This is a genomic window from Methylobacterium goesingense (genome assembly GCF_022179225.1).
GTDB lineage: Bacteria > Pseudomonadota > Alphaproteobacteria > Rhizobiales > Beijerinckiaceae > Methylobacterium > Methylobacterium goesingense.
Genome location: NZ_BPQL01000043.1, coordinates 11,394 through 34,241, shown reverse-complemented (window position 1 = coordinate 34,241; position 22,848 = coordinate 11,394). Strand labels below are relative to the sequence as shown.

Below are 22,848 nucleotides of genomic sequence, written 5' to 3'. Positions count from 1 at the left end.
TCCGTTGAGACGCCGGCCGGGCTTGGAAGCGCCGGCCGCTGGGCTGAAGGGACTATGCCGTGGGCGGCAATCGATTGGGAAGGTCCCCGGCGCGGATCCGTGCGGCGGAGACCCGGCATTGTCTCAGGCGTCGAGGACCCAGGTGTCCTTGGTGCCGCCGCCCTGGCTCGAATTGACGACCAGGGACCCTTCCTTGAGGGCGACCCGGGTGAGGCCGCCGGGTACGATGCGGATCTCGTCCGAGCCGCAGAGCACGAAGGGCCGCAGGTCCACGTGCCGGGGCGCGACCCCGGAGGCGACGAAGGTCGGACAGGTGGAGAGCGCCAGGGTCGGTTGGGCGATGAAGCCGTCCGGAGCGTGCCTGAGCTTGCGCCCGAACTCCTCGATCTCGCGCTTGGTGGCGTGGGGGCCCACCAGCATGCCGTAGCCGCCGGAGCCGTTGACTTCCTTCACCACGAGGTCGCCGAGGTTATCCATGACGTAGGCGAAGGCGTCCTTCTCGCGGCAGCGGTAGGTCGGCACGTTGTGCAGGATCGGCTCCTCGCCGGTGAAGAACCGCACGATCTCGGGCATGTAGCTGTAGACCGCCTTGTCGTCGGCGATGCCGGTCCCAACGGCGTTGGCGAGGGTCACCGTCCCGCGCTCGTAGGCGTTCATGATGCCGGGCACGCCGAGCACCGAATCGGGCCGGAAAACCAGGGGGTCGAGGAAGTCGTCGTCGAGGCGGCGGTAGAGCACGTCGACCCGGCGCGGCCCCTCCGTGGTCCGCATGTAGACCACGTCGTCCTTGGTGAAGAGATCGGAGGCCTCGACGAGGTCGACCCCGAGTTTGTCCGCCAGGAACGAGTGCTCGTAGAAGGCCGAGTTGTAGCGGCCTGGGGTGAGCAGCGCCACGGTGGGGTCGCGGGTGGCGGTCGAGGGCGCGAGCGACCGCAAGGTCGCCAGCAGGGCGTCCGGGTAGTTCTCCACGGGGGCCACGCGATGGCGCGAGAACAGCTCGGGGAAGAGACGCAGCATCACCTCCCGGTTCTCAAGCATGTAGGAAACGCCCGACGGCGTGCGGGCATTGTCCTCCAGCACGAAGAAGTCGTTCTCGCCGGTGCGCACGATGTCGATGCCGGCGATGTGCACGTAGAGGTCGTGCGGCACCCGGAACGCGCGCATCTCCATGCGGTAATGCGGGTTGCGATAGACGAGGTCGGCGGGGATCACCCCGGCCTTGATGCATTCCTGGGCGCCGTAGATGTCCTTCAGGAAGGCGTTGATCGCGGTGACGCGCTGCTTCAGGCCCCGCTCCAGGAAGCCCCATTCCGGCTTGGTGATGACCCGGGGGATGATGTCGAACGGGATCAGACGCTCGGTCGATTCGTTCGCCCCGTAGACCGCGAAGGTGATGCCGATGCGCCGGAACAGCATCTCGGCCTGACTTCGACGGGTGTTGAAGTGCTCGGGCGGCGTCGTGTCGAGCCAGGTCTTGAGGCTGTTATAGGCTTCGCGCACGGCGGGGTCGCTCAGCGCCCCATCGGGCAGGCCGGTCATCTCGTCGAATGCAGCGAGCGCCATTCGCGCCTCCCCCTTGAAACGCCACGATCCAGGCAAGAGGCGCGCCAGCGGTCGAGCCCCGCGGTCACAACCCTACCGCCCTGACGCGCACCGTAGCACGATCAGATCAACTTCAAGCCCTTGAAGCTGGCATGTCCTTCACGCCCCAGGATGATGTGATCGTGGACGATGATCCCGAGGGGATCGAGCACCCCGATGATCTCGCGGGTCATCCGGATATCGGCCGCCGAGGGGGTCGGATCGCCCGACGGGTGGTTGTGGGCGAGCAGGATCGCGGTCGCGGAGAGTTCGAGGGCCCGGCGCGCCACCTCGCGCGGATAGACGGGCGTGTGGTCCACGGTCCCGCGTCCCTGGATCTCGTCGGCGATGAGATGGTTGCGCCGGTCGAGGAACAGCACGCGGAACTGCTCGCGGGGCGCGAAGGCCATGGTGGCCCGGCAGTATTCCAGCACCGCGCTCCAGGAGGAGAGCAGGGGCCGCTCGGCGATGGCACCCCGCGCCAGGCGGTGACCTGCCGCTTCGATGAGCTTCAAGTCGGCGATGACCCCGGCGCCGATGCCTTCAATTTCAGCAAGTCGGGCGGGTTCGGCGCTCAGCACCTCGGCAAAGCTGCCGAAGCGCCGGATCAGGGCCTTGGCGAGCGGCTTCACGTCCCGGCGCGGAATCGCACGGAACAGCGCGAGTTCGAGGAGTTCGTAGTCCGGCAGGGCGTCGGCACCGGCCTGCGCGAAGCGGGCCCGCAGGCGGTCGCGATGGCCGAGATAATGCGGCTCGGCCTCCTTCGCGCCGTCGAGGGGGTCGGGACGGGGCGGGGGCGGGACGCTCACAGGGCGCGCGACGTCAGCCGGCCGTGGGAATTGGCTGATGCAGCCCCTTGGGCGAGAGGGTGAAGATCTCGGCCCCCGTCTCCGTCACCGCTACGGTGTGCTCGAACTGGGCGGAAAGCGAGCGGTCCCGCGTCACCGCCGTCCAGCCGTCGGAGAGCACCTTCACCGCCGGTCGGCCGAGGTTGATCATCGGCTCCACGGTGAAGAACTGGCCGGGCTGGAACCGCACGTCGTAGCTCGGCTCGACGTAGTGCAGGATGGTCGGCGCGTCGTGATAGCTGCGCCCGAGGCCGTGGCCGCAGAAGTCGCGCACTACCGAGCAGCGCTCCGCCTCCGCATAGGCCTGGATCGCCCGGCCGATATCCGTGGTGGAGCCTCCGGGCTTGATCGCCGCGATGCCGCGCATCAGGCACTCGTGGGTGATCTCGCAGAGGCGCTGGGCCTTGCGCGGCACGTCGCCCACATAGGCCATGCGACTCGAATCCCCGTGCCAGCCGTCGACGATGAGGCAGATGTCGAGGTTGACGATGTCGCCCTCGCGCAGGGGCTTGTCGTTGGGAATGCCGTGGCAGACCACGTGGTTGATCGAGGTGCAGATCGACTTCGGGTAGCCGCGGTAGAGCAGCGAGGCCGGGTAGGCGCCGTGATCCATGGCGAAGGTGTAGGCGAGCTTGTCGAGGTGCTCGGTGGTGACGCCGGGGGCGGTGGCCTCCATCAGGACGTCGAGGGCTTCGGCGGTGAGCCGGCCCGCCTTGCGCATGCCCTCGAAAGCCTCCGGGCCGTGGATCGGCGGCTGGGGCGTGCGGCGGCCGCTCTCGGAGACGGCCTGATCGGTCTGGGTCATGGCGGATTTCGTGCGGGTGCCGGAGCGGGTCGATCCCTATGTACGGTGGCGCGGGCATGAGGCCAACCCTGCTGCCGGCCTTCCCGCGATGCACTAGGCGTGCGCCGTGCGAGCCGCTAGAGACGGGATCGGCAGACCCTTCACACGGAGCCCGCGCGGACGGCATGTCCCCCGGGCCGGCAGGCAGGACGAGGCGATGGCTGACAAGGCGGTGCCGCATTTCCACAACGACCCCGGCGTGGCCGTGATCCATGTCGGCTCGAAGGAGTTCATGTGCATCGGCGCGAAGCCGCCCTTCGATCACCCGCACATCTTCCTCGACATGGGCACCGACGACGAGACCATCTGCCAGTATTGCTCGACGCTGTTCCGCTACCGGCCGAACCTCGCGGCCGGGACGGCGGACCCGGCGATCTGCGTCTGGGACAACCAGGCCTCGGCCGCCGCCTGACGTCTTGGAACGGACCGTCCCCGTGCCGGGGCTGAACATCGCCATCGTGGGCGCCGGGATCGGCGGTCTCACGGCCGCGCTCGCCCTCGACGGGGCCGGCCACGCGGTCACGCTGATCGAGCGGCGCACCGGCTTCAGCGAGGTCGGGGCCGGCATCCAGGTTTCGCCGAACGCCAGTCGGGTCCTCATCGGGCTCGGCCTCGGAGCGGCCCTGCGGCGGGCGGCGAGCGAACCGCCGCGCGTGGTGGTCCGGTCGTTGCGCGGCGGCCAGGCGATCGGCGGCGTGGCGCTGGGACAGAGCCACCGCGACACCTTCGGCGCGCCCTACTACGTGATCCACCGGGCGGACCTTCAGACCCTGCTCCTCGACGCCGTGCGTGGGCGCCCCAACATCCGCCTCCTCGTCGGTCGCGACGTGACCGGCTACGCCGAACGGGCGGACGGCGCCGACCTGACTCTGGAGAGCACCAGCGGTGGGAAGCCCGAGACCTTCGCGGCCGACCTCGTGGTCGGGGCGGACGGCGTCCGTTCGCGCCTGCGCGCCCATCTCGACGGACAGGCGCTGCGCTCCTGTCGCGCGGCGGCGTGGCGGGCCATCGTCCCCCGCGAGGCCATGCCGCCGGACCTCGATGCGGAGGCCACCGGACTTTGGCTCGGCCCGGGGCGCCATGTGGTGCACTACCCCTTGCGCGGCGGCCAGCACGTCAACGTCGTGGCGGTCGTTCCGGAGCGCACGGGGAGCGAGGGCTGGGGTCAGCTCGGCGAGCCCGCCGTGCTGCGCGCCCGTTTCCGGGATGCCGCCGCCCCCCTCGCGGGCCTGCTCGCGGTGCCGGATTCCTGGCTCGTCTGGTCGCTCGAGGACCGCCCGGCCGCGCGCGTGATGGCGCGCGGGCGCCTCGCCCTCCTGGGCGATGCCGCCCACCCGATCCTGCCCTTCCTGGCCCAGGGCGCGGCCCTCGCCATCGAGGACAGCGCCGTCCTGGCGATGGCCCTCGGGCCGGCGGGCTCCACCCGCGATCTGCCCGCGTCGCTGGACGCCTATCGCCGTGCCCGGACCGCCCGCGTCGCCCGTGTTCGCGCGGCCGCCCGCGCCAACGGGCGCACCTATCACGCGGGCGCCCTCGTCGGCCGTGTGCGCAACGCCGTGATGCGCCGCCTCGGGCCGGACGGCATGAATCGCCGCTACGCCTGGCTGTACGGCTGGACGCCTTGATCTCCTTGGCCCGTCCCGCTACCGCTGGTCGGGGTAAGCGGACGTGGCGAAACTGGTAGACGCACGAGACTTAAAATCTTGCGGCCTTTGGCTGTGCGGGTTCGAGTCCCGCCGTCCGCACCAACGCGCTCCCCAACCTTCGCTCCTGCGCCTCGATCGGTCCCGGAATCGGCTTCAGCGCGAACCGAAGGCCGGGATCTTGGTGGCCGGGATCTTGGTCGCCGGAATCTTGGTCGCCGGAATCCTGGCCACCGCCACCGAGCCATCGTTGAGCACGAGGAAGCGGATTCCGGCGCGATGAAGGGCGACGATGGCCTTCCGGCGGGAGCGGCTGAGATGGGGATCCTCGCGGTCTTCCAAGCGCTTGACCGTCGATAGGGAGAGATCGCTGGATCCGGCCAGGGTTTGCATGGGCCAATCGAGCAGCGCGCGGGCGGCCCGGAGATGGCAGCCGAGGACCACCTGCGCGAAATCGATCGGAACCGAAAACTCCATCGGCAAATTCTCTGCGCGCACGCCGACATTCTGCGGCAAGTTCGATTCTGCCGTTCGATCCGTCTGTCCGGGGCGGGGCAACGGTATGTTCGGGGAGGAAGTCATCATTGCCAGCGACGTTCGATAATTGAAACGTCAGATTTATTTGACGGGATTTCGCAATTACGAAATATCAACAGCAGTTCTCTTGCTAAGATTGATCGTGCCGGATGCACCTTTTGGGGACAAGCAAATGATACACGTTGCACTTCCGGACTCCATGCTCATGTCTTGCCTATGGGCGCGCGAACAGTTGACTGAGCGCGCGAGGTGAGACTTAAGCTTGAACAGCTTCCGACATTCCCGCTCCGGTGGTGTCCGTGTTGCAACTGATGGTCATCGGCGTCTTGGACAGAGCGTGTGCCACGAGGAGGCAGCCCAGAAGTGCAGACGATCTTTTCGACCGCGGCCGTCAAAGGGAAGGATCGCTTCCGCCTCTGGCAGGACTTCGTCCAGGATCGGGTCGGTCCGATCGAGCAGGCACATCTCAGCGCAGATCCCTTCGACGGACTGGTCGAGGCCCTCGACATCGGTCCGCTCCGGTTGACGCGGGTCGTGGAGAGCGCGGTTCAGAGCCGCGTCACCCCCGCCACCCTTCGCCGGCGTGACGAGCCCGGTTCGCTCTTCATTCTGATTCAGGAGGCCGGCGTTTCGATGTCGGCGCAGGAGGATCGCGCGGCGATCCAGCGGACCGGCGATATCATGGTGCTGGGGAGCAGACCGAACGTCCACGTCGCGGGCCGGAGGGACGCGATGCTGGTGCTGGAGCTCCCGCGGGAACGGCTGGAGGTGATGCTCGGATCGAGCCGGCTGTTCACGGCCTTGACGATCGAGGGGAATCGGCCAGCGACCGCGTTGGCGACGGCGTTCATTCAGGATCTCGTTCGTTTGGGCGAGAAACTCGATCCGGATAGCGCGGCCCGGATGGCCACCATCGCAACCGACCTCATCATCGCGGGCATCGCCGACCGCCTCGCCCGGGAGGTTCCCAGCCCGCTCCATGGGACGGTCGTGGTCCAGCGGGCGAAGGCCTACATCGAGGCTCATCTCGGAGATCCGACCCTCGACCCGCGACGGCTCGCCGAAGGCGTCGGCGTCTCACTCAGGCGTCTTCAGGAACTGTTCCACGATCAGGGGCGTCACATCGCCGACTGGATCTGGCAGCGCCGTCTGGAGGTAGCCGCCGAACGCCTGACCGATCCCGGAACCCGGCACCTGACGATCGCGACCCTCGCGTATGGTTGCGGCTTTTCCAGCGCAGCCCATTTCGCGCGTCGCTTCCGGGCCCGTTACGCGATGACGCCGCGCGAGTACCGAGATGCCGGCGGTCAGCCGGCGTCCTGATGCTGGGGTGTGGGTCCGCCATCGGAATTCGCGGATTCCAGGGTGAGCAGGGCGCCCTCGACGCGGTCGCGTCCGCCGCGCTTGGCCCGGTAGAGGGCGTCGTCGGCGGCCTTGAGAAGGTCTCTCTCGCTGATCCCGAAGGCCGCGATGCTTCCGTGGGCCGCGGCGATGCCGACGCTAACCGTCACGTGCCCGCTCCGGCCCAGGCCCGGATGCGGATAGGCCAGCGCGGCGACGGCCGCGCGCAGGCGCTCACCGATCACGCGGGCCCGACTCAGGTCGGCCGATGGGATCTGAACGCCGAATTCCTCCCCGCCATAGCGCGCGATGCGGACGCCTTCGGCCTCGGCGGTCTCCCGCAGGGCGCCGGCCACCCGCTGCAGGCAGAGGTCGCCTTCGAGGTGTCCTGCGGTGTCGTTCAGGCGCTTGAAGGCGTCGATGTCGATCAGCGCCACCGCGATCCAGTCTCCGGCATCGAGAGCGCCGAGCCAGTCCGTGCGCAGGTTTGCCGTGAAGGAGCGCCGGTTCGACAGGCCCGTGAGGGCGTCGGTCTCGGACAGCACGGTCAGGCGTGCGTTCGCTTCGGCGAGGTCCCTGTCCCGGCGTGCCTTCTCCATGGTCAGGAGGAAAGCCTCCTTCATGGTCCATTCCCGTGAATAGGCGAGTTTGAGCGGCACGAGGACGAGGCTGGCGATCAGCAGCGGCAGGCCCGTCGGCGCATCATGCGGCAGGACGAAGGCGGTCACGTAGCCCACGTAGAGGGCGAAGGCGGAGCCGCAGAAGATCAGGCAGTGCCGGAACGACAGGGGCGCGATCATTCCGACGACGAGGGGGACCACCACCGCGAGGATCCGGTACGAATCCGCGTGGCCGACCGGCGCGATCTGCGCGCTGATCAGGACCACCGTCATGTCGATGAGCGCCGTCCCGATCACCACCGTCGCCTGCCGGTCCGTGCTGGGCGAGCCGTGCAGGGCGAGGATTCCCGCCACGGTGAGCGGCGTGAACACGCAGAGGGTGAGGAAGGCCGGGACCGCGAAGCGTTCGGCCCCGAACACGTCGAAGTCCATCTTCAGGGAGAGGACGTTGAAGGCGATGAAGACGAGCAGCCAGGATTGCAGGTAGCCGCCGGGGGAGACCCGGGTGGTGGCGCGGAACGCGGCCTCGAGGGCACCCGGAAGACGCAGGCGAAACCAGGGTCTGCGCCGGGCCGCTTCGATCAGGCTTTCGTTCGAATCAGACATCGGTCCCTTCGCCGGATGACAGATCTCGTTTAGGCAATCTATCCTTTTCAGATCGTAAAAGCGCGCTGTCCGTGACCTGTTTTGCGTCAAATTGCGGATCTGAAACCCATCATAGCTCCGCTGCGGACCAAGCCGGGGATGACCTGTCCGAGAATTGCCCGACGGAGAACGGCCTGACGTTGCAAGGCCGTTCGATCCTGCTAAGAGGGGGCATGCTGAAGGATCGAGCCAGATTGTACGCACGGCCGACGCCGCCGTAGCCGTCGCTCTCCGAGAAGACATTCCCGTTCCGATTCCGGTGCCGCCGATGCGGCGGTCGCCGCTTCCTATTCCTGTCCCCGTCAGCGCTTCGCGCGCGCCGGGACGACTGGATCGACACATCCCATGACAGTCACGAATCTGCGGAGCGAGTGGGCTCCCGATATCACGCGCGAAATCCTGGCCGGCACCGTGGTCGCCCTGGCGCTCATCCCGGAGGCGATCGCCTTCTCGCTCATCGCGGGGGTCGATCCGAAGGTCGGCCTCTACGCCTCCTTCTGCATCGCGGTGATCACCGCCTTCGCGGGCGGACGGCCTGCGATGATCTCCGCCGCCACGGGGGCGATGGCCCTCGTCATGGTCAGCTTGGTCAAGGAGCACGGGCTCGGCTACCTCTTCGCCGCGACCCTCCTGACGGGCGTGTTCCAGATCGTGGCCGGGGTGCTGCGTCTCGGCAACCTCATGCGCTTCGTTTCGCGCTCGGTGGTGACCGGATTCGTCAACGCCCTCGCGATCCTCATCTTCCTCGCCCAGATGCCCGAACTGATCGGGCAGGGGAGCATCGTCTACGGGATGACGGCGCTCGGACTCGCGCTGATCTACGGGCTGCCCTACCTGACGAAGGCGGTGCCGTCGCCCCTCGTCACTATCGTCCTTCTCACGGGCGCCTCGATGGCGCTCGGCCTGCCGATCCACAAGGTCGGCGACATGGGCGCGCTGCCCACCGAACTGCCGGCCTTCGCCCTGCCGCAGGTGCCCTTCACCCTCGAGACCCTGCGGATCATCCTGCCCTACGCGCTGACGCTCACCATGGTCGGCCTCCTGGAGAGCCTGATGACGGCGGCGATCCTCGACGAGATGACCGATACCGGCTCGAACAAGAACCGCGAATGCGCCGGCCAGGGGCTCGCCAATATCGGCGCGGGTCTCTTCGGCGGCATGGCCGGCTGCGCGATGATCGGCCAGTCGGTGATCAACGTCTCCTCCGGCGGGCGCGGACGCCTCTCGACCCTGTGGGCGGGCGCCTTCCTGCTGTTCCTCATCGTCGTGCTCGGGCCCTACGTGGCGCAGATCCCGATGGCGGCCCTGGTGGCGGTGATGATCATGGTCTCGATCAACACCTTCCAGTGGAATTCGGTGCGCACCCTGCTGACGAACCCGAAGAGTTCGAGCGTGGTCATGCTCGGCACGGTGGCGGTGGTGGTGGCCACGCACGATCTGGCCAAGGGCGTGCTGTTCGGCGTTGTCCTGAGCGGCCTGTTCTTCGCCCACAAGGTGACGCGCTTCTTCGCCGTGGCCTCGCAGCGCGACGGTACGTTACGAACCTACCGCATCACGGGGCAGATCTTCTTCGCCACGGGGCAAGCCTTCCACGACGCCTTCGATTTCCGCGAGGCCGGGCTGACCGGCATCGTGATCGACCTGAACGCGGCCCATTTCTGGGACATCACGGGGGTGAACGCCCTCGATCGGGTGGTGCTCAAGTTCCGCCATCACGGCGTCCCGGTGGAGATCACGGGCATGAACCCCGCCACCGCCACGATGGTCGAACGCCTGGGCACGCACCAGAAGCCCGGCATGGCCCTGGCGCCCGGCGGGCATTAGGGCCACGGCGCGGGATCGGATCCGGCCCGCGACCCGCTGGCCTGGGATCTGCAGGACTGGGATCCGCAGGACTGGGATCCGCAAGACTGCGAGCCAGGGTTGCGGGCGCGGGGCCATTGACGGCCCGCGTGTCCGGCCGAGATCAGGGCTCGGGCGCGCAATCGTCGTGCGCCTGCGCTAGTAAAGACAGACGCGGCCGGCGCTGGCCCCGTATCGGGGCAGGCTGCCGCCGCGCCGACGTGAGGAGAGATTGGCCATGAGCGCGCTTCACCCCGAGATCGCCGCCGTCACGGCTCGCATCGTCGAGCGCTCGGCGCGGACGCGAAAGGCCTATCTCGACCTGATCGCCGGCGAGAAGGAATCCGGCGTCCACCGTCCGATGCTGAATTGCGGAAACCTCGCGCACGGCTTCGCGGCGTCCGGCGAGGACAAGGCCGTGATCAAGTCCGGCCGGGCCATGAACATGGCCATCGTCACCGCCTACAACGACATGCTCTCGGCGCACCAGCCCTACGGCCGCTATCCCGAGCAGATGAAGCTGTTCGCCCGCGAGGTCGGCGCCACCGCGCAGGTGGCCGGCGGCGTGCCGGCGATGTGCGACGGCGTCACGCAAGGCCAGCGCGGCATGGAATTGTCGCTGTTCTCGCGCGACACCATCGCGCTCTCCACGGCGGTGGCGCTCAGCCACGGCATGTTCGACGGCGCGGCGCTCCTCGGCATCTGCGACAAGATCGTGCCGGGCCTGCTCATCGGCGCGCTGCGCTTCGGGCACCTGCCGATGATCCTGATCCCGGCGGGTCCGATGCCCTCGGGGCTGGCCAACAAGGAGAAGCAGCGCATCCGCCAGCTCTACGCAGAGGGCAAGGTCGGGCGCGACGAGCTTCTGGAATCGGAATCCGCCTCCTATCACGGGGCCGGCACCTGCACCTTCTACGGCACCGCCAACTCCAACCAGATGATGATGGACGTGATGGGCCTGCACATGCCCGGCGCCTCCTTCATCAATCCGGGCACGAAGTTGCGCCAGGCCGTGACCCGCGCGGCCGTGCATCGCCTGTCCGAGATCGGCGCCAACGGCAACGACTACCGGCCACTGGGCCACTGCGTCGACGAGAAGGCGATCGTGAACGCCGTCGTCGGTCTCCTGGCCACGGGCGGCTCCACCAACCACGCCATCCACCTGCCGGCCATCGCGCGGGCGGCCGGCATCGTCCTCGACTGGGCGGATTTCGACCGGCTCTCGGCCGTCGTACCCCAGGTGGCGAAGGTCTACCCGAACGGCTCGGGCGACGTGAACCATTTCCACGCGGCCGGCGGCATGTCCTACGTCATCGCCAGCCTGATCGACGCCGGCCTGCTCCACGACGACATCCTCACCGTGGCGGGCACGCGCCTGCGCGACCACGCGCGCGACCCGAAGCTGATCGACGACGCGCTCGTGTTCGAGGACGCCCCCGAGCGCTCGCACGACGAGAGCATCCTGCGCGGCCCCGCCAACGCCTTCCAGCCCGATGGCGGCATGCGGTTGGTCAAGGGCAATCTCGGGCGGGCCACCTTCAAGACCAGCGCGGTCGATCCCGCGCGCTGGACGGTTCAAGCGCCGGCCCGCGTCTTCGACGACCAGGACGACGTCATGGCGGCCTTCAAGGCGGGCGAACTGGAGCGCGACGTCGTGGTTGTGGTGCGCTTCCAGGGGCCGCGGGCCAACGGGATGCCGGAACTCCACAAGCTGACGCCGCAACTCGGCGTGCTGCAGGATCGCGGCTTCCGCGTCGCCCTCGTCACGGACGGGCGCATGTCGGGGGCTTCCGGCAAGGTCCCGGCCGCCATCCACCTCAGCCCCGAGGCCCTCGGCGGCGGCCCCCTGGCGAAGCTGCGCGACGGTGACGTCGTCCGCCTCAGCGCTGAGGACGGGACCCTGGAGGCCCTGGTCGACGCGGCCGAGTGGGCGCGCCGCGACGAGGCCACGGCTCCGCCCCCGGCCTTCGGCACCGGCCGTGAGCTCTTCGCCTTCATGCGGCACGGGGCCGACGGGGCGGAGCAGGGCGCCTCGGCCATGCTGGCCGCCGCCGGTCTCTGACACGTCATCCGCTTGATCGAAGCGGATGACGTGTCGGCAAGCCTGCGCGGCACTTGAGCGAAGCCCAGATCCGCCATCCCGAACGCGATCCCGCAGGGATCGCCGGAAGGGATCAAACGGATTTGGTATGACACCCGTCCCCGATCCGAAGGATACCGCCCATGACCTCCATCGACGCGCTGATGCGCTCCGTCCCCGTCATTCCGGTCCTCGTGGTCGAGGACGTCGCCCAGGCCGAGCCCATCGCCGCCGCCCTGGTGGCGGGCGGGCTGACGGCCCTGGAGGTCACCTTGCGCACGCCGGCAGCCCTCGACGTCATCCGTGCGATGGCGCGGGTGGAGGGCGCGGTGGTGGGGGCTGGGACTGTACTCAACGAGCGAGACCTCGACGCCGCGATGGAGGCAGGAGCGACCTTCATCGTCAGCCCGGGCCTGACCGACCCGCTCACCAAGGCGGCGATCGCGCGCGGCATCCCCTACCTGCCGGGGGTCGCCAACGCCGCCGACATCATGCGCGGCCTCGATCACGGCCTCGACCGCTTCAAGTTCTTCCCGGCCGAGGCGGCCGGCGGCATCAAGGCACTGAAGGCCCTGGCGGGTCCCTTCGGTCAGGTCCGTTTCTGCCCGACCGGCGGCATCTCCGAGGCGACGGCGCCGGACTGGCTCGCCCTGAAGCCGGTGCTCTGCGTCGGCGGAAGCTGGGTCGTCCCGCCCGGCGCGCCGGACGCGGCCCTGATCCGGCGTGCGGCCGAGGCGGCAAGCCGCCTGCGGCCCGCCTGAAGCCGGTCTCGGACCTCGGACTACGCCGGCCACGCCGTGCTTGATTGTGGCCGAAAAAGGGCTAGCCTCCGGCCCAGGAGCGCCCGGACCGGCACGTTCCGGCCGAGGAATTAATCCTCTCGGTCGTGATCGCGACCCCGAGCCTGGCATGCCTCCTGCAAGATCGTTCCGGGTGAACCAGAGCCCTGGTTCTCTCGGAACGGAGCGTCGTCGGGCGCGCCGGGTGGGGGATAGGCGATGCAGTCCAGGCTCACCACATACATCTTCATCGGCATGCTGCTCGGTATCGCGGTCGGATACCTGTGCAACATCACGTGGCCGGACCCGCAGACTTCCAAAGAGATTTCTGGATACATCGCGCTGATCAGCGATGTCTTCCTGCGCCTGATCAAGATGATCATCGCGCCGCTGGTGTTCTCCACCCTCGTCGTCGGCATCGCCCATATGGGCGACACGGCTTCGGTCGGCCGGGTCGGCGGCAAGGCGATGCTCTGGTTCGTGGGCGCCTCCCTGTGCTCGCTGCTCCTCGGGCTCGTGATGGTCAATATTCTGCGGCCGGGCGACAACCTCAACCTGCCGCTGCCCGATGCCGGCGCCACCACCAACCTCAAGGCCGCGTCGCTCTCCCTGAAGGAGTTCGTCACGCACCTCGTGCCGAAATCCCCGGTCGAGGCGATGGCCAACAACGAGATCCTGCAGATCGTGGTGTTCTCGATCTTCTTCGGCGTGGCGCTGGCAGCCCTCGGCGAGAAGGGCAAGCTGCTGGCGCAGGGCATCGAGGGCCTCGCCGACGTGATGCTGAAGATCACCGGCTACGTCATGGGCTTCGCGCCCATCGCGGTCTTCGCGGCCATCGCCGCGACCATCACCACGCAGGGCATCGGCGTGCTCGTGACCTACGGCAAGTTCATGCTGGAATTCTACTTCAGCCTGGCGATCCTCTGGTGCCTGCTCGCCTTCGCGGGCTTCCTCCTGGTGGGCACCGCGATGAAGCGCCTCCTCGACCTGATCAAGGAGCCCTTCCTCCTCGCCTTCTCCACCGCCTCCAGCGAGGCGGCCTATCCCAAGACCCTGACCAACCTCGAGCGCTTCGGCGTGCCGAACAAGATCACCTCGTTCGTGCTGCCGATGGGCTACTCGTTCAACCTCGACGGCTCGATGATGTACTGCACCTTCGCGGTCATGTTCATCGCCCAGGCCTACAACATTCCCCTCACTCTCGGTCAGCAGCTCACCATGCTGCTCCTCCTGATGGTGACTTCGAAGGGCATGGCCGGCGTGCCGCGCGCCTCCCTGGTGGTGATCTCCGCCACCCTGACGACCTTCCATATTCCGGAGGCCGGCCTCCTCCTCATCATCGGCATCGACCAGTTCCTGGACATGGGGCGCTCCGCCACCAACGTGCTGGGCAACAGCGTCGCCACGGTCGCGGTGGCGAAGTGGGAGGGGCAGCTCGCCCTGACCGACCAGCGGCTCGACCGCGACGTCAGTCCCTTGCCGGAACCGGCCGAGTAGCGGCCCGGGAGCCGGTGGTGACCATGCCGCGCCATCCCCTTCTCGCCGCGCCGTTGGCCGGGCTGCTCGCCGGCCTCGCCCTCTGCGCCTCGGCCGCGCCCTCCCGCGCCGTCGACGTTCTGGCCGGAACCCTGAAGGGTATCGCCGACACCGGTACGGTGCGGCTCGGCTACCGCGAGAGTTCCCTGCCGTTCTCCTTCACGGACGGCGCCGGCCGGCCCGCCGGATACGCCCTCGACCTCTGCCTCGAGATCGTCGACGACATCGGCAAGGAACTCGGCCGCAGCGATCTCAAGGTCCGCTACGAGCCCGTGACATCCGACAACCGGATCGAAGCGGTCACCTCCGGCCGGATCGACCTCGAATGCGGATCCACCACCGCCAATGCCGAGCGGCGCCGCGTGGTGGCCTTCTCGCCCGTGACCTTCTTCAGCGCGACCAAGCTCCTCGTGAAGCGCGGCGCACCGATCGGCTCCTACCGGGATCTGGCCGGGCGCACGGTCGCGGTCACGGCCGGGACCACCAACGAGACCGTCCTGCGCGCACTCTTCGCCCGCCTCAAGATCCCCGCGACGATCGTCACGGGCCGGGATCACGCCGAGTCCTTCGCCCTGGTCCGGGACGGGAAAGCCGATGCCCTCGGCCTCGACGACGTGCTGCTCTACGGCCTGATCGCCGGGGCCGGGCCGGACGGCGCGGCCTACACCGTCCTGCAGGACAAGCTTTCCTTCGAGCCCTACGGCCTGATGTTCCGCAAGGACGATGCCCAACTCGCGGGCCTTGTCACCGCCACCTTCCAGCGCCTGGCCGAATCACGCGAACTGCGATGGATCTACGAGCGCTGGTTCCTCAAGCGCCTGCCCGGCGGCCTGCGCCTCAACGTGCCGATGTCCGACGAGCTGCACACCAACTTCCAGGTGATCGGGCTCCAAGACTGAGCGGCTAAGCTCGTCCGCGCGAATTCGAGTCCGTCCCCTGATTCGAATACGCCGGGTGCTTCGGCGGACCCGATCGGTGCGTCGGCGACCCGGTTCTCCACAGTTTGGCATACCAGGCGCCGAAGGCACGGTCGTCGGCGTGGCGGCCGTGAACCGGCGCGCGTCATGCCCTGAGCGTTTATCAGGGATGTGGCGTGAATCATGGATTATTTCGTATTTGCGATAACTTGGCCTCTGCCCGAGGCCGGTTGATTCCGCCATTTGGCGACGAAACGTGCGTTCCCGGACAGACACTTAGCCACCTGCACAACGTTGCACGGCAGCAACAGCATCGGGGAACCGCCGCCCCGATCACGATTCCGAGTTGCCGCCGTTAACCCGCTCGCACAGAGTGTTCTCGCACTGGGGGCAACGCCAGGGCAGAAGTGCAATTTCCAGCGGTCAACGCTCGGTCATTCAAAAACAAAGGGTGACGCGATATCGAGGTCCTCGAAGATCTCGGGCGCAGTATGCCTTCCCTCGGGTCTCGAAGCTTTTGGAGATATCAATGAAGCTCTTGAAGAGCTCGCTTCTCGCCTCCGCAGCAGGGTTTGCTGCGGTCGCCGGAGCACAGGCAGCTGACCTCCCGGTCAAGAAGGCTGCGCCGATCGAATACGTCCGCGTTTGCTCCGCCTACGGCGCCGGCTTCTTCTACATCCCCGGCACGGATACCTGCATTCGTCTCTCGGGCCGCGCCCGCCTCGACGTTGGCTACCAGCCGACCTCCGCCCGCTCCAACAACGGTTCGCAGGGCGACACCACCGGCTACATCGGCCTCGCCCGCATTAACGTCGACGCCCGCACCCAGACCGGCTACGGCACCCTGCGCGCCTTCGTGCGTCTCCAGTTCGCCTCGCGCACCGGTGCCACCGGCGGTCTCCGCTCCGGCACCCAGGAGCGCATCGGCAGCGCCTTCGCCGCCATCGGCCAGGACCAGGGCGGCCGCGTGCAGCAGTTCGTGAACACCGACAAGGCGTTCATCCAGTTCGCCGGCCTCACCGCTGGTCGCGCTTCCTCGTTCTTCGACTTCTACGCTCACGACTTCGAGTTCGCCGGTGCCACCGCCAACTCGGATCTGCAGTCGACCAACCTGCTCGCCTACACGAGCAAGCTCGGCGACGGCGGCCTGTCGGCCACGGTCTCGCTCGAAGATCCGTCCTTCCGCCGCAACACGATCAACTCGCAGGAATCCACCGCTGCCGGTGCTCTCTCCCGCGTCCTGCTGTCGACGAACGCCCTCGGCGTTCCGACCTTCCAGCAGATCGAAGTCTCGCAGCGCAACCGTATGCCCGACTTCGTCGGCGTGCTTCGCTACGACGCCGCCTGGGGTTCGGCCCAGCTCTCCGCCGCCGTCAAGGAGCTGAACACCAGCAACGTCATCGGCACGGGCAGCGCCAACGTCGCCGGCATCGTCGGCCTCCAGAACAACTTCTTCGCTCCCGGTATCGTCGGTCCCGGTGCTCGCGTCTCCAGCGAGTACGGTTGGGCCGTCCAGGGTGGCGTGAAGATCAACATGCCCTTCATCGCCCCCGGCGACACCCTGTACCTGCAGGGCGCCTACGGTGAAGGCGCGACCCTCTACACCGGCTACTCCTCGTACAACGGCAGCTACACGCGTTCGGCCAGCACCATCAACGGCGCTGCGTTCGATCCCTACATGGCGGATGCCTCCCTCAACCCGATCACGGGTAAGATCGACCTTTCCACCAGCTGGACGGTGGTCGGTTCGTTCCTGCACTACTGGGCTCCCGAGTGGCGCTCGGCCGTGTTCGGCAGCTACGGCGAGATGTCCTTCGCTCGTGGCGCGCGTGAAGCCAACGCCGCCGCCTATGCCGGCTCCGGCTTCGCGCCGGGCGTGAACTCCGCCGCGTTCATCGGCGCGCCGGGCTCGCGTGCTTTCGCTCTCAGCCCGGCCCTGCGCGACAACTACCAGTTCGTCGCAGGCGGCAGCATCATCTGGTCGCCCGTGAAGGACCTCGATATCGGTCTCGAGGGCTTCTACACCAAGGTCGGCGTCCAGAACGGTCGTGTCATCGACCAGTTCAACAACGGCACCCTGACGGCGGCCCAGGTGAACGCTCTCACGGCGGCCCAGGCCACCAGCCTCCGCACCGTCACCGCCTCGGACACCTTCCAGCTGCGCGCCCGCGTTCAGCGCGACTTCTAAGCCAATCACCACGAACGATCCGGGCTCGCCTCCGAGCCCGGATCGTTCAAAACCCGATTTCTTCGAGAGACGCGGACTGGCCCGGCTGAAAAGTCGGGCCTTTTTGCGTGTCGGCTCGCCGCCGCGCGGGGGGAGGGATCGGCCGGGGGCAGCGCCGCATCCCGCATGCCCCCGCGACCATCGCCCCGACCGCTTCGGCGGACGCGGGACCCGCGCGGCATACCCCTTGCCTGGGGGGAGGGCACTTCCACCCTGGAAAGTGCGAAAACAACGATTGCGGTGGTATACACCGCTGCTACGTTGCCTTCGGTCATGGTCCAGCGACGGCCAATGGGGCGGTCGGCCTTCAGGAGTCATCCTTGCAGATGCGTTCGAGTCATCAGAGATCCACCCTCTCCGCACTGGCACTCAGCCTTGCCGTGGCCGTGTCCGCGGGCGGGAGCGCCCAGGCGCAAGACCTCACCGGGACCCTGAAGAAGATCAAGGAAACCAACGCGATCACCATCGGCTACCGGGACGCCTCCGTGCCGTTCTCGTATCTCGACGGCGACCAGAAGCCGGTCGGCTACGCCTTCGAGATCTGCCAGAAGATCGCCGAGGCGGTGAAGACCAACCTCAAGCTTCCCAACCTCGAGGTGAAGCTGAACCCGGTCACCTCGGCCACCCGCATCCCGCTGATCGCCAACGGCACGATCGATCTGGAATGCGGCTCCACCACCAACAACCCGGACCGCCAGAAGCAGGCGACCTTCACCAACACCCACTTCCTGACCGCGACGCGCTTCGTCGCCAAGAAGTCGGCCAAGCTCGACAAGATCGAGGACCTGAAGGGCAAGACCGTCGTCTCGACCTCCGGCACCACCAACATCCGCCAGATCAACGAGGCGAACACCGCGCGCAACCTCGGCCTGACGATCCTGCCGGCCAAGGACCACGCCGAGGCCTTCCTGATGGTCGAGACCGGCCGCGCCGCGGCCTTCGTGATGGACGACGTGCTGCTCGCCTCCCTGGCCGCCAGCTCGAAGGAGCCCGGTGCCTACGCGATCTCCAGCGAAGCCCTGTCGAAGCCCGAGCCCTACGGCATCATGCTGCGCAAGGACGACGCCCCGTTCAAGGCCGTCGTCGATGAGGCCACCGCGAAGCTCTACAAGAGCCCGGAGGGCAAGGCCCTCTACGACAAGTGGTTCACGAAGCCGATCCCGCCGCGCGGCATCAACCTGAACCTGCCCATGAGCGAGGCGATGGCCAAGCAGTTCGCCACGCCGAGCGACAGCCCGGACCCGGCGGCCTACTGAGCCTTCCGCCCTTCCACCGCCGAGACGTCGAGCGCCTCGCCCCACCCCGGGGCGGGGCGTTTCGCTGTCGGGGCTTCGTTTCGCGTGGCGTGCGTCGGTCCCGGGGCTCAGCGCGTCGCGGCCGCCGGGCCGGTCTCCCGTACGAGGCGCTCCATGGTCGCGAAAAGCACGGACCAGTCGACGGGCTTGGCGACGTGCGCGTCCATGCCGGCGGCGTGGCAGCGCTCGATCTCCTCGCTCATCGCGTTGGCGGTCAGGGCGATGATCGGGAGGCGGCTGCGCCCCTCCGCCTGCTCGCGGGCGCGGATGGCCCGGGTCGCCGCGAGTCCGTCCTGGCCCGGCATCTGAACGTCCATCAGCACGAGGTCGAGGGGACCCTGGTCGAGGGCGGCCGCCACGGCGCGCTCGCCGTCCTCCACCACCGTGACCGCATGCCCCTTCTGACGCAGAACCGTGCCGATGATCTCCTGGTTGATCGCGTTGTCCTCGGCCAGCAGGACCCGCCAAACCGCCCCGGCGGTGGCCTGGAGCAGCGGCGACGGGCGATCCTCCGCCGCGCTCTCCGCCTCGGCCAGCCGCAGCGGCACCTCGAACCAGAAGGTCGACCCGGCGCCGAACGCGCTCTCGACCCCGATCTCGCCGCCCATGAGCTGCACGAGGCGCCGGCAGATGGTGAGGCCGAGCCCGGTTCCGCCGTATTGGCGGGAGGTCGAGCCGTCCGCCTGGGCGAAGCGCTCGAACAGGTGCGGAAGGGTCTCGGGCAGGATGCCGATGCCGGTATCGATGAGCTCGATCCGGAGCCGCGCGCGGCTGCGGCGGGGCTTGGCGGGATCCTGCAGCCAGGAGGCCCGCAGGGTCACGCTGCCCTCCGGCGTGAATTTGATCGCGTTCGTGGTGAGGTTCAGGATGACCTGGCGCAGGCGCGTCGGATCGCCGAGGACCCATTCGGGAACGTCCGGCGCGATCGCGATCCCGAAGGCGATCGGGCGATCCTGGAGCGTCTCGGCACTGAGTTCGCGGCAGCCCTCGATCAGGGCCGGCAGGCTGAAGGGGAGGGCCTCGATCGTCAGGTGGCCCGCCTCGATCTTCGAGAAGTCGAGGATGTCGTTGACGATGGTGAGGAGCGAGCGCCCCGATTCGCGGGCGAGACCCACGAAGCGGGCCTGGTCCCGGGTCAGCGTCGCGTCCTCCCGCAGGAGGTCGTGCACGCCGAGGATTCCGGCCAGTGGGGTCCGGAGTTCGTGGCTCATGTTGGCCAGGAACTCGGCCTTGGCCCGCGCGGCGGCCTCGGCGGCGGCCCGGGCGCTCTTGAGATCGGCCTCCTGGGTCTTGCGCTCCGAGACGTCGCGGATGGCCTGGATGACCTGGATGCCGGTGGCGTCCTCGATCCGCCGGAACGCCGCCTCGACCCAGATCCAGGTCCCGGCCTTCCGGCGCATCCGGTAGATCACCGATCCGGTCGGGTGCTCTGCCCCGAGGGCCCGGAGGGTGGCATCGAGCTTGGCGACGTCCTCGGCGTGGACCAGCGTGCGCAGGCCGATCGCGTCCGCCTCCTCGGCGGAGTAGCCGAGCATGCTCGTCACGGCGGGCGCGATGTAGCGGTGGCGGCCCGCCGCATCGTCGAGGACGACGAGATCCGAGGTGTAGTCCGCCAGGAGCCGGAAGCGGGCCTCGCTCTCGCGCAGGCGCTCGTCGGAGCGGCGCCGGTGCGTGATGTCCGTCAGGGTCTGCACATAGCCCTCGCCCGTGTGCATCGGCAGCGAGCGGACCTCGATCACGCTGCCGTCCTGGCGGCGCCGCTCCGAGCGCAGGTCGGTGGTGCGGCGGTTCTCGTCGAGGAGCCAGTGGCGGGGGTCCTGGATCGAGGTTCCCCAGGCGCCGCTCTCGCGCAGGCTGCGCCGGATGGCGCGGTAGTCGGGCCGCTGGGCCATCAGGGCAGGGGGCAGGGACAGGATCTCGACGGCGCGCCGGTTGATGACCGGGACCGAGCCGTCGGCGCCGATGAGCAGGAGGCCCTGATCCATGCTTTCGAGGGTCGCCTCCAGCAGCGCCGACTTGTCGGCGAGCGCGCGCTCGGCCTGTTTCACCTCCGTGACATCCGCGAAGACGCCGAAGATCGAGCGCACCGAACCGTGCCCGCCCGCGCTCCCGTGCTCGAACTGGCAGAGACCCCGCACGAGGACGTCGCGGACCTCCCCCGAGGGGCGCACCAGCCGCAGCGCGATGTCGAAGCCCTCCCGGCGCCGGATGGCGCGCGTGACGATCGTCCGCGCGGAGGCGCGATCGTCCGGATGGCAGGCGGCGAGGCTGCGGCGGATCGTCGGCCTGAAGGTCGCGGGGTCGAGGCCGTGGATGCGGTACACCTCGTCGGACCAGGTCAGGCGGCGCGCCTGTAGCTGGAGATCCCAGTGCCCCACATGGGCGACCTGCTCGGCCAGGACCAGGAGCCGGTTCGCCTCGCGCGCCTCGGCCTCGGCGAGCTTCAGGTGACTGATGTCGTGGATGCCCACGTAGATCCGATCGATCGCCTGCGTGACGGGATTGCGCAGCGGAACGTGGACGGCCTCGAAGAACGACCCGTCGGCGTGGTTCTCCAGGCGCACGGTCTTGCCGTCGGCGAGGGTGCGCGCCAGGGCGGTACGCATCTGCGCGGCCTGGATGGCGGAGAGGACGGCCTCGATCGGCCGACCCAGGACCTCGTCGCCCCGGCCCGCTGCGGCGGCGGCCGCCGGATTCCAGTTCGCGAGGCGGAAATCGGCGGGCGGCCTGACGTGGAAGATGAATTGGCGGTCCGCCGAGGCCTCGAACAGGTCGCGCAGGAGCAGCTGGGCTTCGTGAGCGCTGCGCCGCGCGAGCGCGTTCCGCCGCCGCCGTCGCCCGATGCGGATACCGATGAGCACCAGACCGGCTAGGGCCAGCACCACGGTGACGAGCGCGAGATCGACGCCTCGCGCGTCCTCCTTCAGCCCCGTCATCGACTCCATGAGAACGGCGGGGGTCGGGCTCGCGCCGGGCGTGACGCCCTCGGCGCCCGGAGCGCGCCAGGCCGGCCACCAGATGGGCAGGCTAGCCACGCGGCTGCTCCCGCATCGCGGTTCGGCACTGGGTGAGCAGGAATGCGATGCCGACGACGAGGAGGGCGACCGCGCCCCCGGTGATGGCCGGGAGGTGGGGCATCGGGGCAAGCCGGCCGGCGACCAGCGGATCGGTGGCGATCATCTCCCCGGCGATCCAGCCCAGCAGTGCCGCGCCGGCCCAGACGATCACGGGAAACCGGATCAGAAGCGCGGTGATCAGCGAGGCGCCCATGATGATGAGTGGGATCGAGAGGACCAGTCCGAAGACGAAGAGCGCCGTGTGTCCCTTCGCGGCGGCGGCCACCGCCACGACGTTGTCGAGGCTCATCACCGCGTCGGCGATCGCGATGGTGCGGACGGCCCGCCAGAGTGTCCCGCTCGCGGCGACGGTGGGGTCGGGCTCGGGCTCGCCCATCGCGAGCTTCACCGCGATTGTCACGAGGAGCAGGCCGCCGGCAATGCGCAGGAGGGGAATTTCGAGGAGTGTCGAGACGATCAGCGCGAACAGAATGCGCAAGCCGACCGCGGTGGCGGCACCGAGCAGTATGCCGGTGCGCCGACGGTCCTCGGGCAGGCCCCGGCACGCCAGCGCGATGACGATCGCGTTGTCGCCCGAGAGAAGCAGATCGATCCAGACGATCTGAAGGACCGCGACGAGGAATTGCGGGTCGTTGATGTCCATCGAAGCCTTCGAGACCGGTGCCGGTCGGGCGGCCGAGCGGGTTCGACTGAGGTAGCCGATCGCCGCACCTTCGCACACGCGGCAAAGCGCCGATGCAGTGCACCAGCGCTTCAATCCAGAATGGCATCCCGTGGCAAGCGGAAGTTTCTGGCGGGACGGGCCCGTGTCGTGCGCGGTGACAGATAGCATCGGACCGGACGCGGCGCGATCCGGCGGATCGGCCGGGCTCACGTGTAGAGCCGCGCCCCGACCCGACGCGCCGCGCATGGCTCGGCCCTGAAGCGTTCGGGGCCGGCGCGCTGGCGCATGCCTCTCGGAGGGCCGCCGCGGCCTCTCCGCAACGGGTCCGCGGCACGACGGGAAAGGGCGTGATCCGACGGGTTTCGCGCCTTG

Annotated in this window: 17 protein-coding genes and 1 tRNA gene; 11 read left to right on the top strand and 7 right to left on the bottom strand. The window is 68.5% G+C overall.

Features of this window, described 5'->3' with window-relative positions:
- Positions 1-123 precede the first annotated feature (123 nt).
- From MFF30_RS08570 to map, 3 genes are all read right to left on the bottom strand, one after another.
- Entirely contained in the window at positions 124-1,563 is a 1,440-nt protein-coding gene (locus MFF30_RS08570) for a circularly permuted type 2 ATP-grasp protein (protein WP_238278718.1), read from the bottom strand.
- A gap of 101 nt (positions 1,564-1,664) precedes the next feature.
- Positions 1,665-2,390 (bottom strand): RadC family protein, encoded by a 726-nt coding sequence (radC, locus tag MFF30_RS08565; protein WP_238278716.1) that lies wholly within the window; start codon positions 2,388-2,390, stop codon positions 1,665-1,667.
- A gap of 13 nt (positions 2,391-2,403) precedes the next feature.
- A complete protein-coding gene (gene map, locus MFF30_RS08560) occupies positions 2,404-3,234 on the bottom strand; it encodes a type I methionyl aminopeptidase (RefSeq protein ID WP_238278714.1) in 831 nt (276 codons plus the stop codon).
- Positions 3,235-3,430: 196 nt separating this feature from the next.
- On the opposite strand from map, the gene MFF30_RS08555 reads away from it, so the two are divergent.
- The 3 genes from MFF30_RS08555 (at position 3,431) to MFF30_RS08545 (ending at position 5,021) form a co-directional block, all read left to right on the top strand.
- Positions 3,431-3,685 (top strand): zinc-finger domain-containing protein, encoded by a 255-nt coding sequence (locus MFF30_RS08555; protein ID WP_238278713.1) that lies wholly within the window; start codon positions 3,431-3,433, stop codon positions 3,683-3,685.
- 22 nt (positions 3,686-3,707) lie between these two features.
- Positions 3,708-4,898 carry an FAD-dependent monooxygenase gene (locus tag MFF30_RS08550; protein ID WP_238278711.1) on the top strand — a complete coding sequence of 397 codons (1,191 nt, stop codon included), beginning with the start codon at positions 3,708-3,710 and terminating at the stop codon, positions 4,896-4,898.
- 37 nt (positions 4,899-4,935) lie between these two features.
- Positions 4,936-5,021, top strand: a tRNA-Leu gene (locus MFF30_RS08545).
- Positions 5,022-5,072: 51 nt separating this feature from the next.
- On the opposite strand, the gene MFF30_RS08540 is transcribed toward MFF30_RS08545, so the two are convergent.
- Positions 5,073-5,393: a hypothetical protein gene (locus tag MFF30_RS08540; protein ID WP_238278710.1), complete on the bottom strand. Its 321-nt coding sequence runs from the start codon at positions 5,391-5,393 to the stop codon at positions 5,073-5,075.
- A gap of 423 nt (positions 5,394-5,816) precedes the next feature.
- On the opposite strand from MFF30_RS08540, the gene MFF30_RS08535 reads away from it, so the two are divergent.
- Positions 5,817-6,776 (top strand): helix-turn-helix domain-containing protein, encoded by a 960-nt coding sequence (locus tag MFF30_RS08535; protein WP_238278708.1) that lies wholly within the window; start codon positions 5,817-5,819, stop codon positions 6,774-6,776.
- On the opposite strand, the gene MFF30_RS08530 is transcribed toward MFF30_RS08535, so the two are convergent.
- Positions 6,761-8,020: a GGDEF domain-containing protein gene (locus MFF30_RS08530; protein ID WP_238278706.1), complete on the bottom strand. Its 1,260-nt coding sequence runs from the start codon at positions 8,018-8,020 to the stop codon at positions 6,761-6,763. The genes MFF30_RS08535 and MFF30_RS08530 overlap by 16 nt on opposite strands.
- A gap of 384 nt (positions 8,021-8,404) precedes the next feature.
- On the opposite strand from MFF30_RS08530, the gene MFF30_RS08525 reads away from it, so the two are divergent.
- The 7 genes from MFF30_RS08525 to MFF30_RS08495 all read left to right on the top strand — a co-directional run bounded on the left by MFF30_RS08525 (position 8,405) and on the right by MFF30_RS08495 (position 18,696).
- Positions 8,405-9,883: a SulP family inorganic anion transporter gene (locus tag MFF30_RS08525; RefSeq protein WP_238278704.1), complete on the top strand. Its 1,479-nt coding sequence runs from the start codon at positions 8,405-8,407 to the stop codon at positions 9,881-9,883.
- Between the two features lie 256 nt (positions 9,884-10,139).
- Positions 10,140-11,963: a phosphogluconate dehydratase gene (gene edd, locus MFF30_RS08520; RefSeq protein WP_238278702.1), complete on the top strand. Its 1,824-nt coding sequence runs from the start codon at positions 10,140-10,142 to the stop codon at positions 11,961-11,963.
- Between the two features lie 161 nt (positions 11,964-12,124).
- Positions 12,125-12,742: a bifunctional 4-hydroxy-2-oxoglutarate aldolase/2-dehydro-3-deoxy-phosphogluconate aldolase gene (gene eda, locus MFF30_RS08515; RefSeq protein WP_238278700.1), complete on the top strand. Its 618-nt coding sequence runs from the start codon at positions 12,125-12,127 to the stop codon at positions 12,740-12,742.
- 237 nt (positions 12,743-12,979) lie between these two features.
- A complete protein-coding gene (locus MFF30_RS08510; RefSeq protein ID WP_238278698.1) occupies positions 12,980-14,257 on the top strand; it encodes a dicarboxylate/amino acid:cation symporter in 1,278 nt (425 codons plus the stop codon).
- A 23-nt stretch (positions 14,258-14,280) separates the two neighbouring features.
- Complete coding sequence (locus tag MFF30_RS08505; RefSeq protein WP_238278696.1) at positions 14,281-15,195, top strand: amino acid ABC transporter substrate-binding protein; 915 nt, start codon at positions 14,281-14,283, stop codon at positions 15,193-15,195.
- Between the two features lie 547 nt (positions 15,196-15,742).
- Positions 15,743-17,401, top strand: coding sequence for a porin (locus tag MFF30_RS08500; RefSeq protein WP_238278695.1), 1,659 nt, complete (start codon positions 15,743-15,745; stop codon positions 17,399-17,401).
- A gap of 365 nt (positions 17,402-17,766) precedes the next feature.
- Complete coding sequence (locus MFF30_RS08495; protein WP_238278693.1) at positions 17,767-18,696, top strand: amino acid ABC transporter substrate-binding protein; 930 nt, start codon at positions 17,767-17,769, stop codon at positions 18,694-18,696.
- 107 nt (positions 18,697-18,803) lie between these two features.
- On the opposite strand, the gene MFF30_RS08490 is transcribed toward MFF30_RS08495, so the two are convergent.
- A complete protein-coding gene (locus tag MFF30_RS08490) occupies positions 18,804-21,770 on the bottom strand; it encodes a PAS domain-containing hybrid sensor histidine kinase/response regulator (RefSeq protein WP_238278691.1) in 2,967 nt (988 codons plus the stop codon).
- Complete coding sequence (locus MFF30_RS08485; protein WP_238278809.1) at positions 21,763-22,455, bottom strand: TerC family protein; 693 nt, start codon at positions 22,453-22,455, stop codon at positions 21,763-21,765. The genes MFF30_RS08490 and MFF30_RS08485 overlap by 8 nt, the downstream gene beginning before the upstream one ends.
- Positions 22,456-22,848: the final 393 nt, after the last annotated feature.

Excerpts from the sequence above, each read along its gene's own strand:
- MFF30_RS08540 (WP_238278710.1), bottom strand. The coding sequence starts at position 5,393 with ATGGAGTTTTCGGTTCCGATCGATTTCGCGCAGGTGGTCCTCGGCTGC.
- map (WP_238278714.1), bottom strand. The coding sequence starts at position 3,234 with ATGACCCAGACCGATCAGGCCGTCTCCGAGAGCGGCCGCCGCACGCCC.
- MFF30_RS08555 (WP_238278713.1), top strand. The coding sequence starts at position 3,431 with ATGGCTGACAAGGCGGTGCCGCATTTCCACAACGACCCCGGCGTGGCC.
- MFF30_RS08500 (WP_238278695.1), top strand. The coding sequence starts at position 15,743 with ATGAAGCTCTTGAAGAGCTCGCTTCTCGCCTCCGCAGCAGGGTTTGCT.
- MFF30_RS08525 (WP_238278704.1), top strand. The coding sequence starts at position 8,405 with ATGACAGTCACGAATCTGCGGAGCGAGTGGGCTCCCGATATCACGCGC.
- MFF30_RS08505 (WP_238278696.1), top strand. The coding sequence starts at position 14,281 with ATGCCGCGCCATCCCCTTCTCGCCGCGCCGTTGGCCGGGCTGCTCGCC.
- eda (WP_238278700.1), top strand. The coding sequence starts at position 12,125 with ATGACCTCCATCGACGCGCTGATGCGCTCCGTCCCCGTCATTCCGGTC.
- MFF30_RS08570 (WP_238278718.1), bottom strand. The coding sequence starts at position 1,563 with ATGGCGCTCGCTGCATTCGACGAGATGACCGGCCTGCCCGATGGGGCG.
- MFF30_RS08495 (WP_238278693.1), top strand. The coding sequence starts at position 17,767 with ATGCGTTCGAGTCATCAGAGATCCACCCTCTCCGCACTGGCACTCAGC.
- MFF30_RS08530 (WP_238278706.1), bottom strand. The coding sequence starts at position 8,020 with ATGTCTGATTCGAACGAAAGCCTGATCGAAGCGGCCCGGCGCAGACCC.
- MFF30_RS08485 (WP_238278809.1), bottom strand. The coding sequence starts at position 22,455 with ATGGACATCAACGACCCGCAATTCCTCGTCGCGGTCCTTCAGATCGTC.
- edd (WP_238278702.1), top strand. The coding sequence starts at position 10,140 with ATGAGCGCGCTTCACCCCGAGATCGCCGCCGTCACGGCTCGCATCGTC.
- MFF30_RS08510 (WP_238278698.1), top strand. The coding sequence starts at position 12,980 with ATGCAGTCCAGGCTCACCACATACATCTTCATCGGCATGCTGCTCGGT.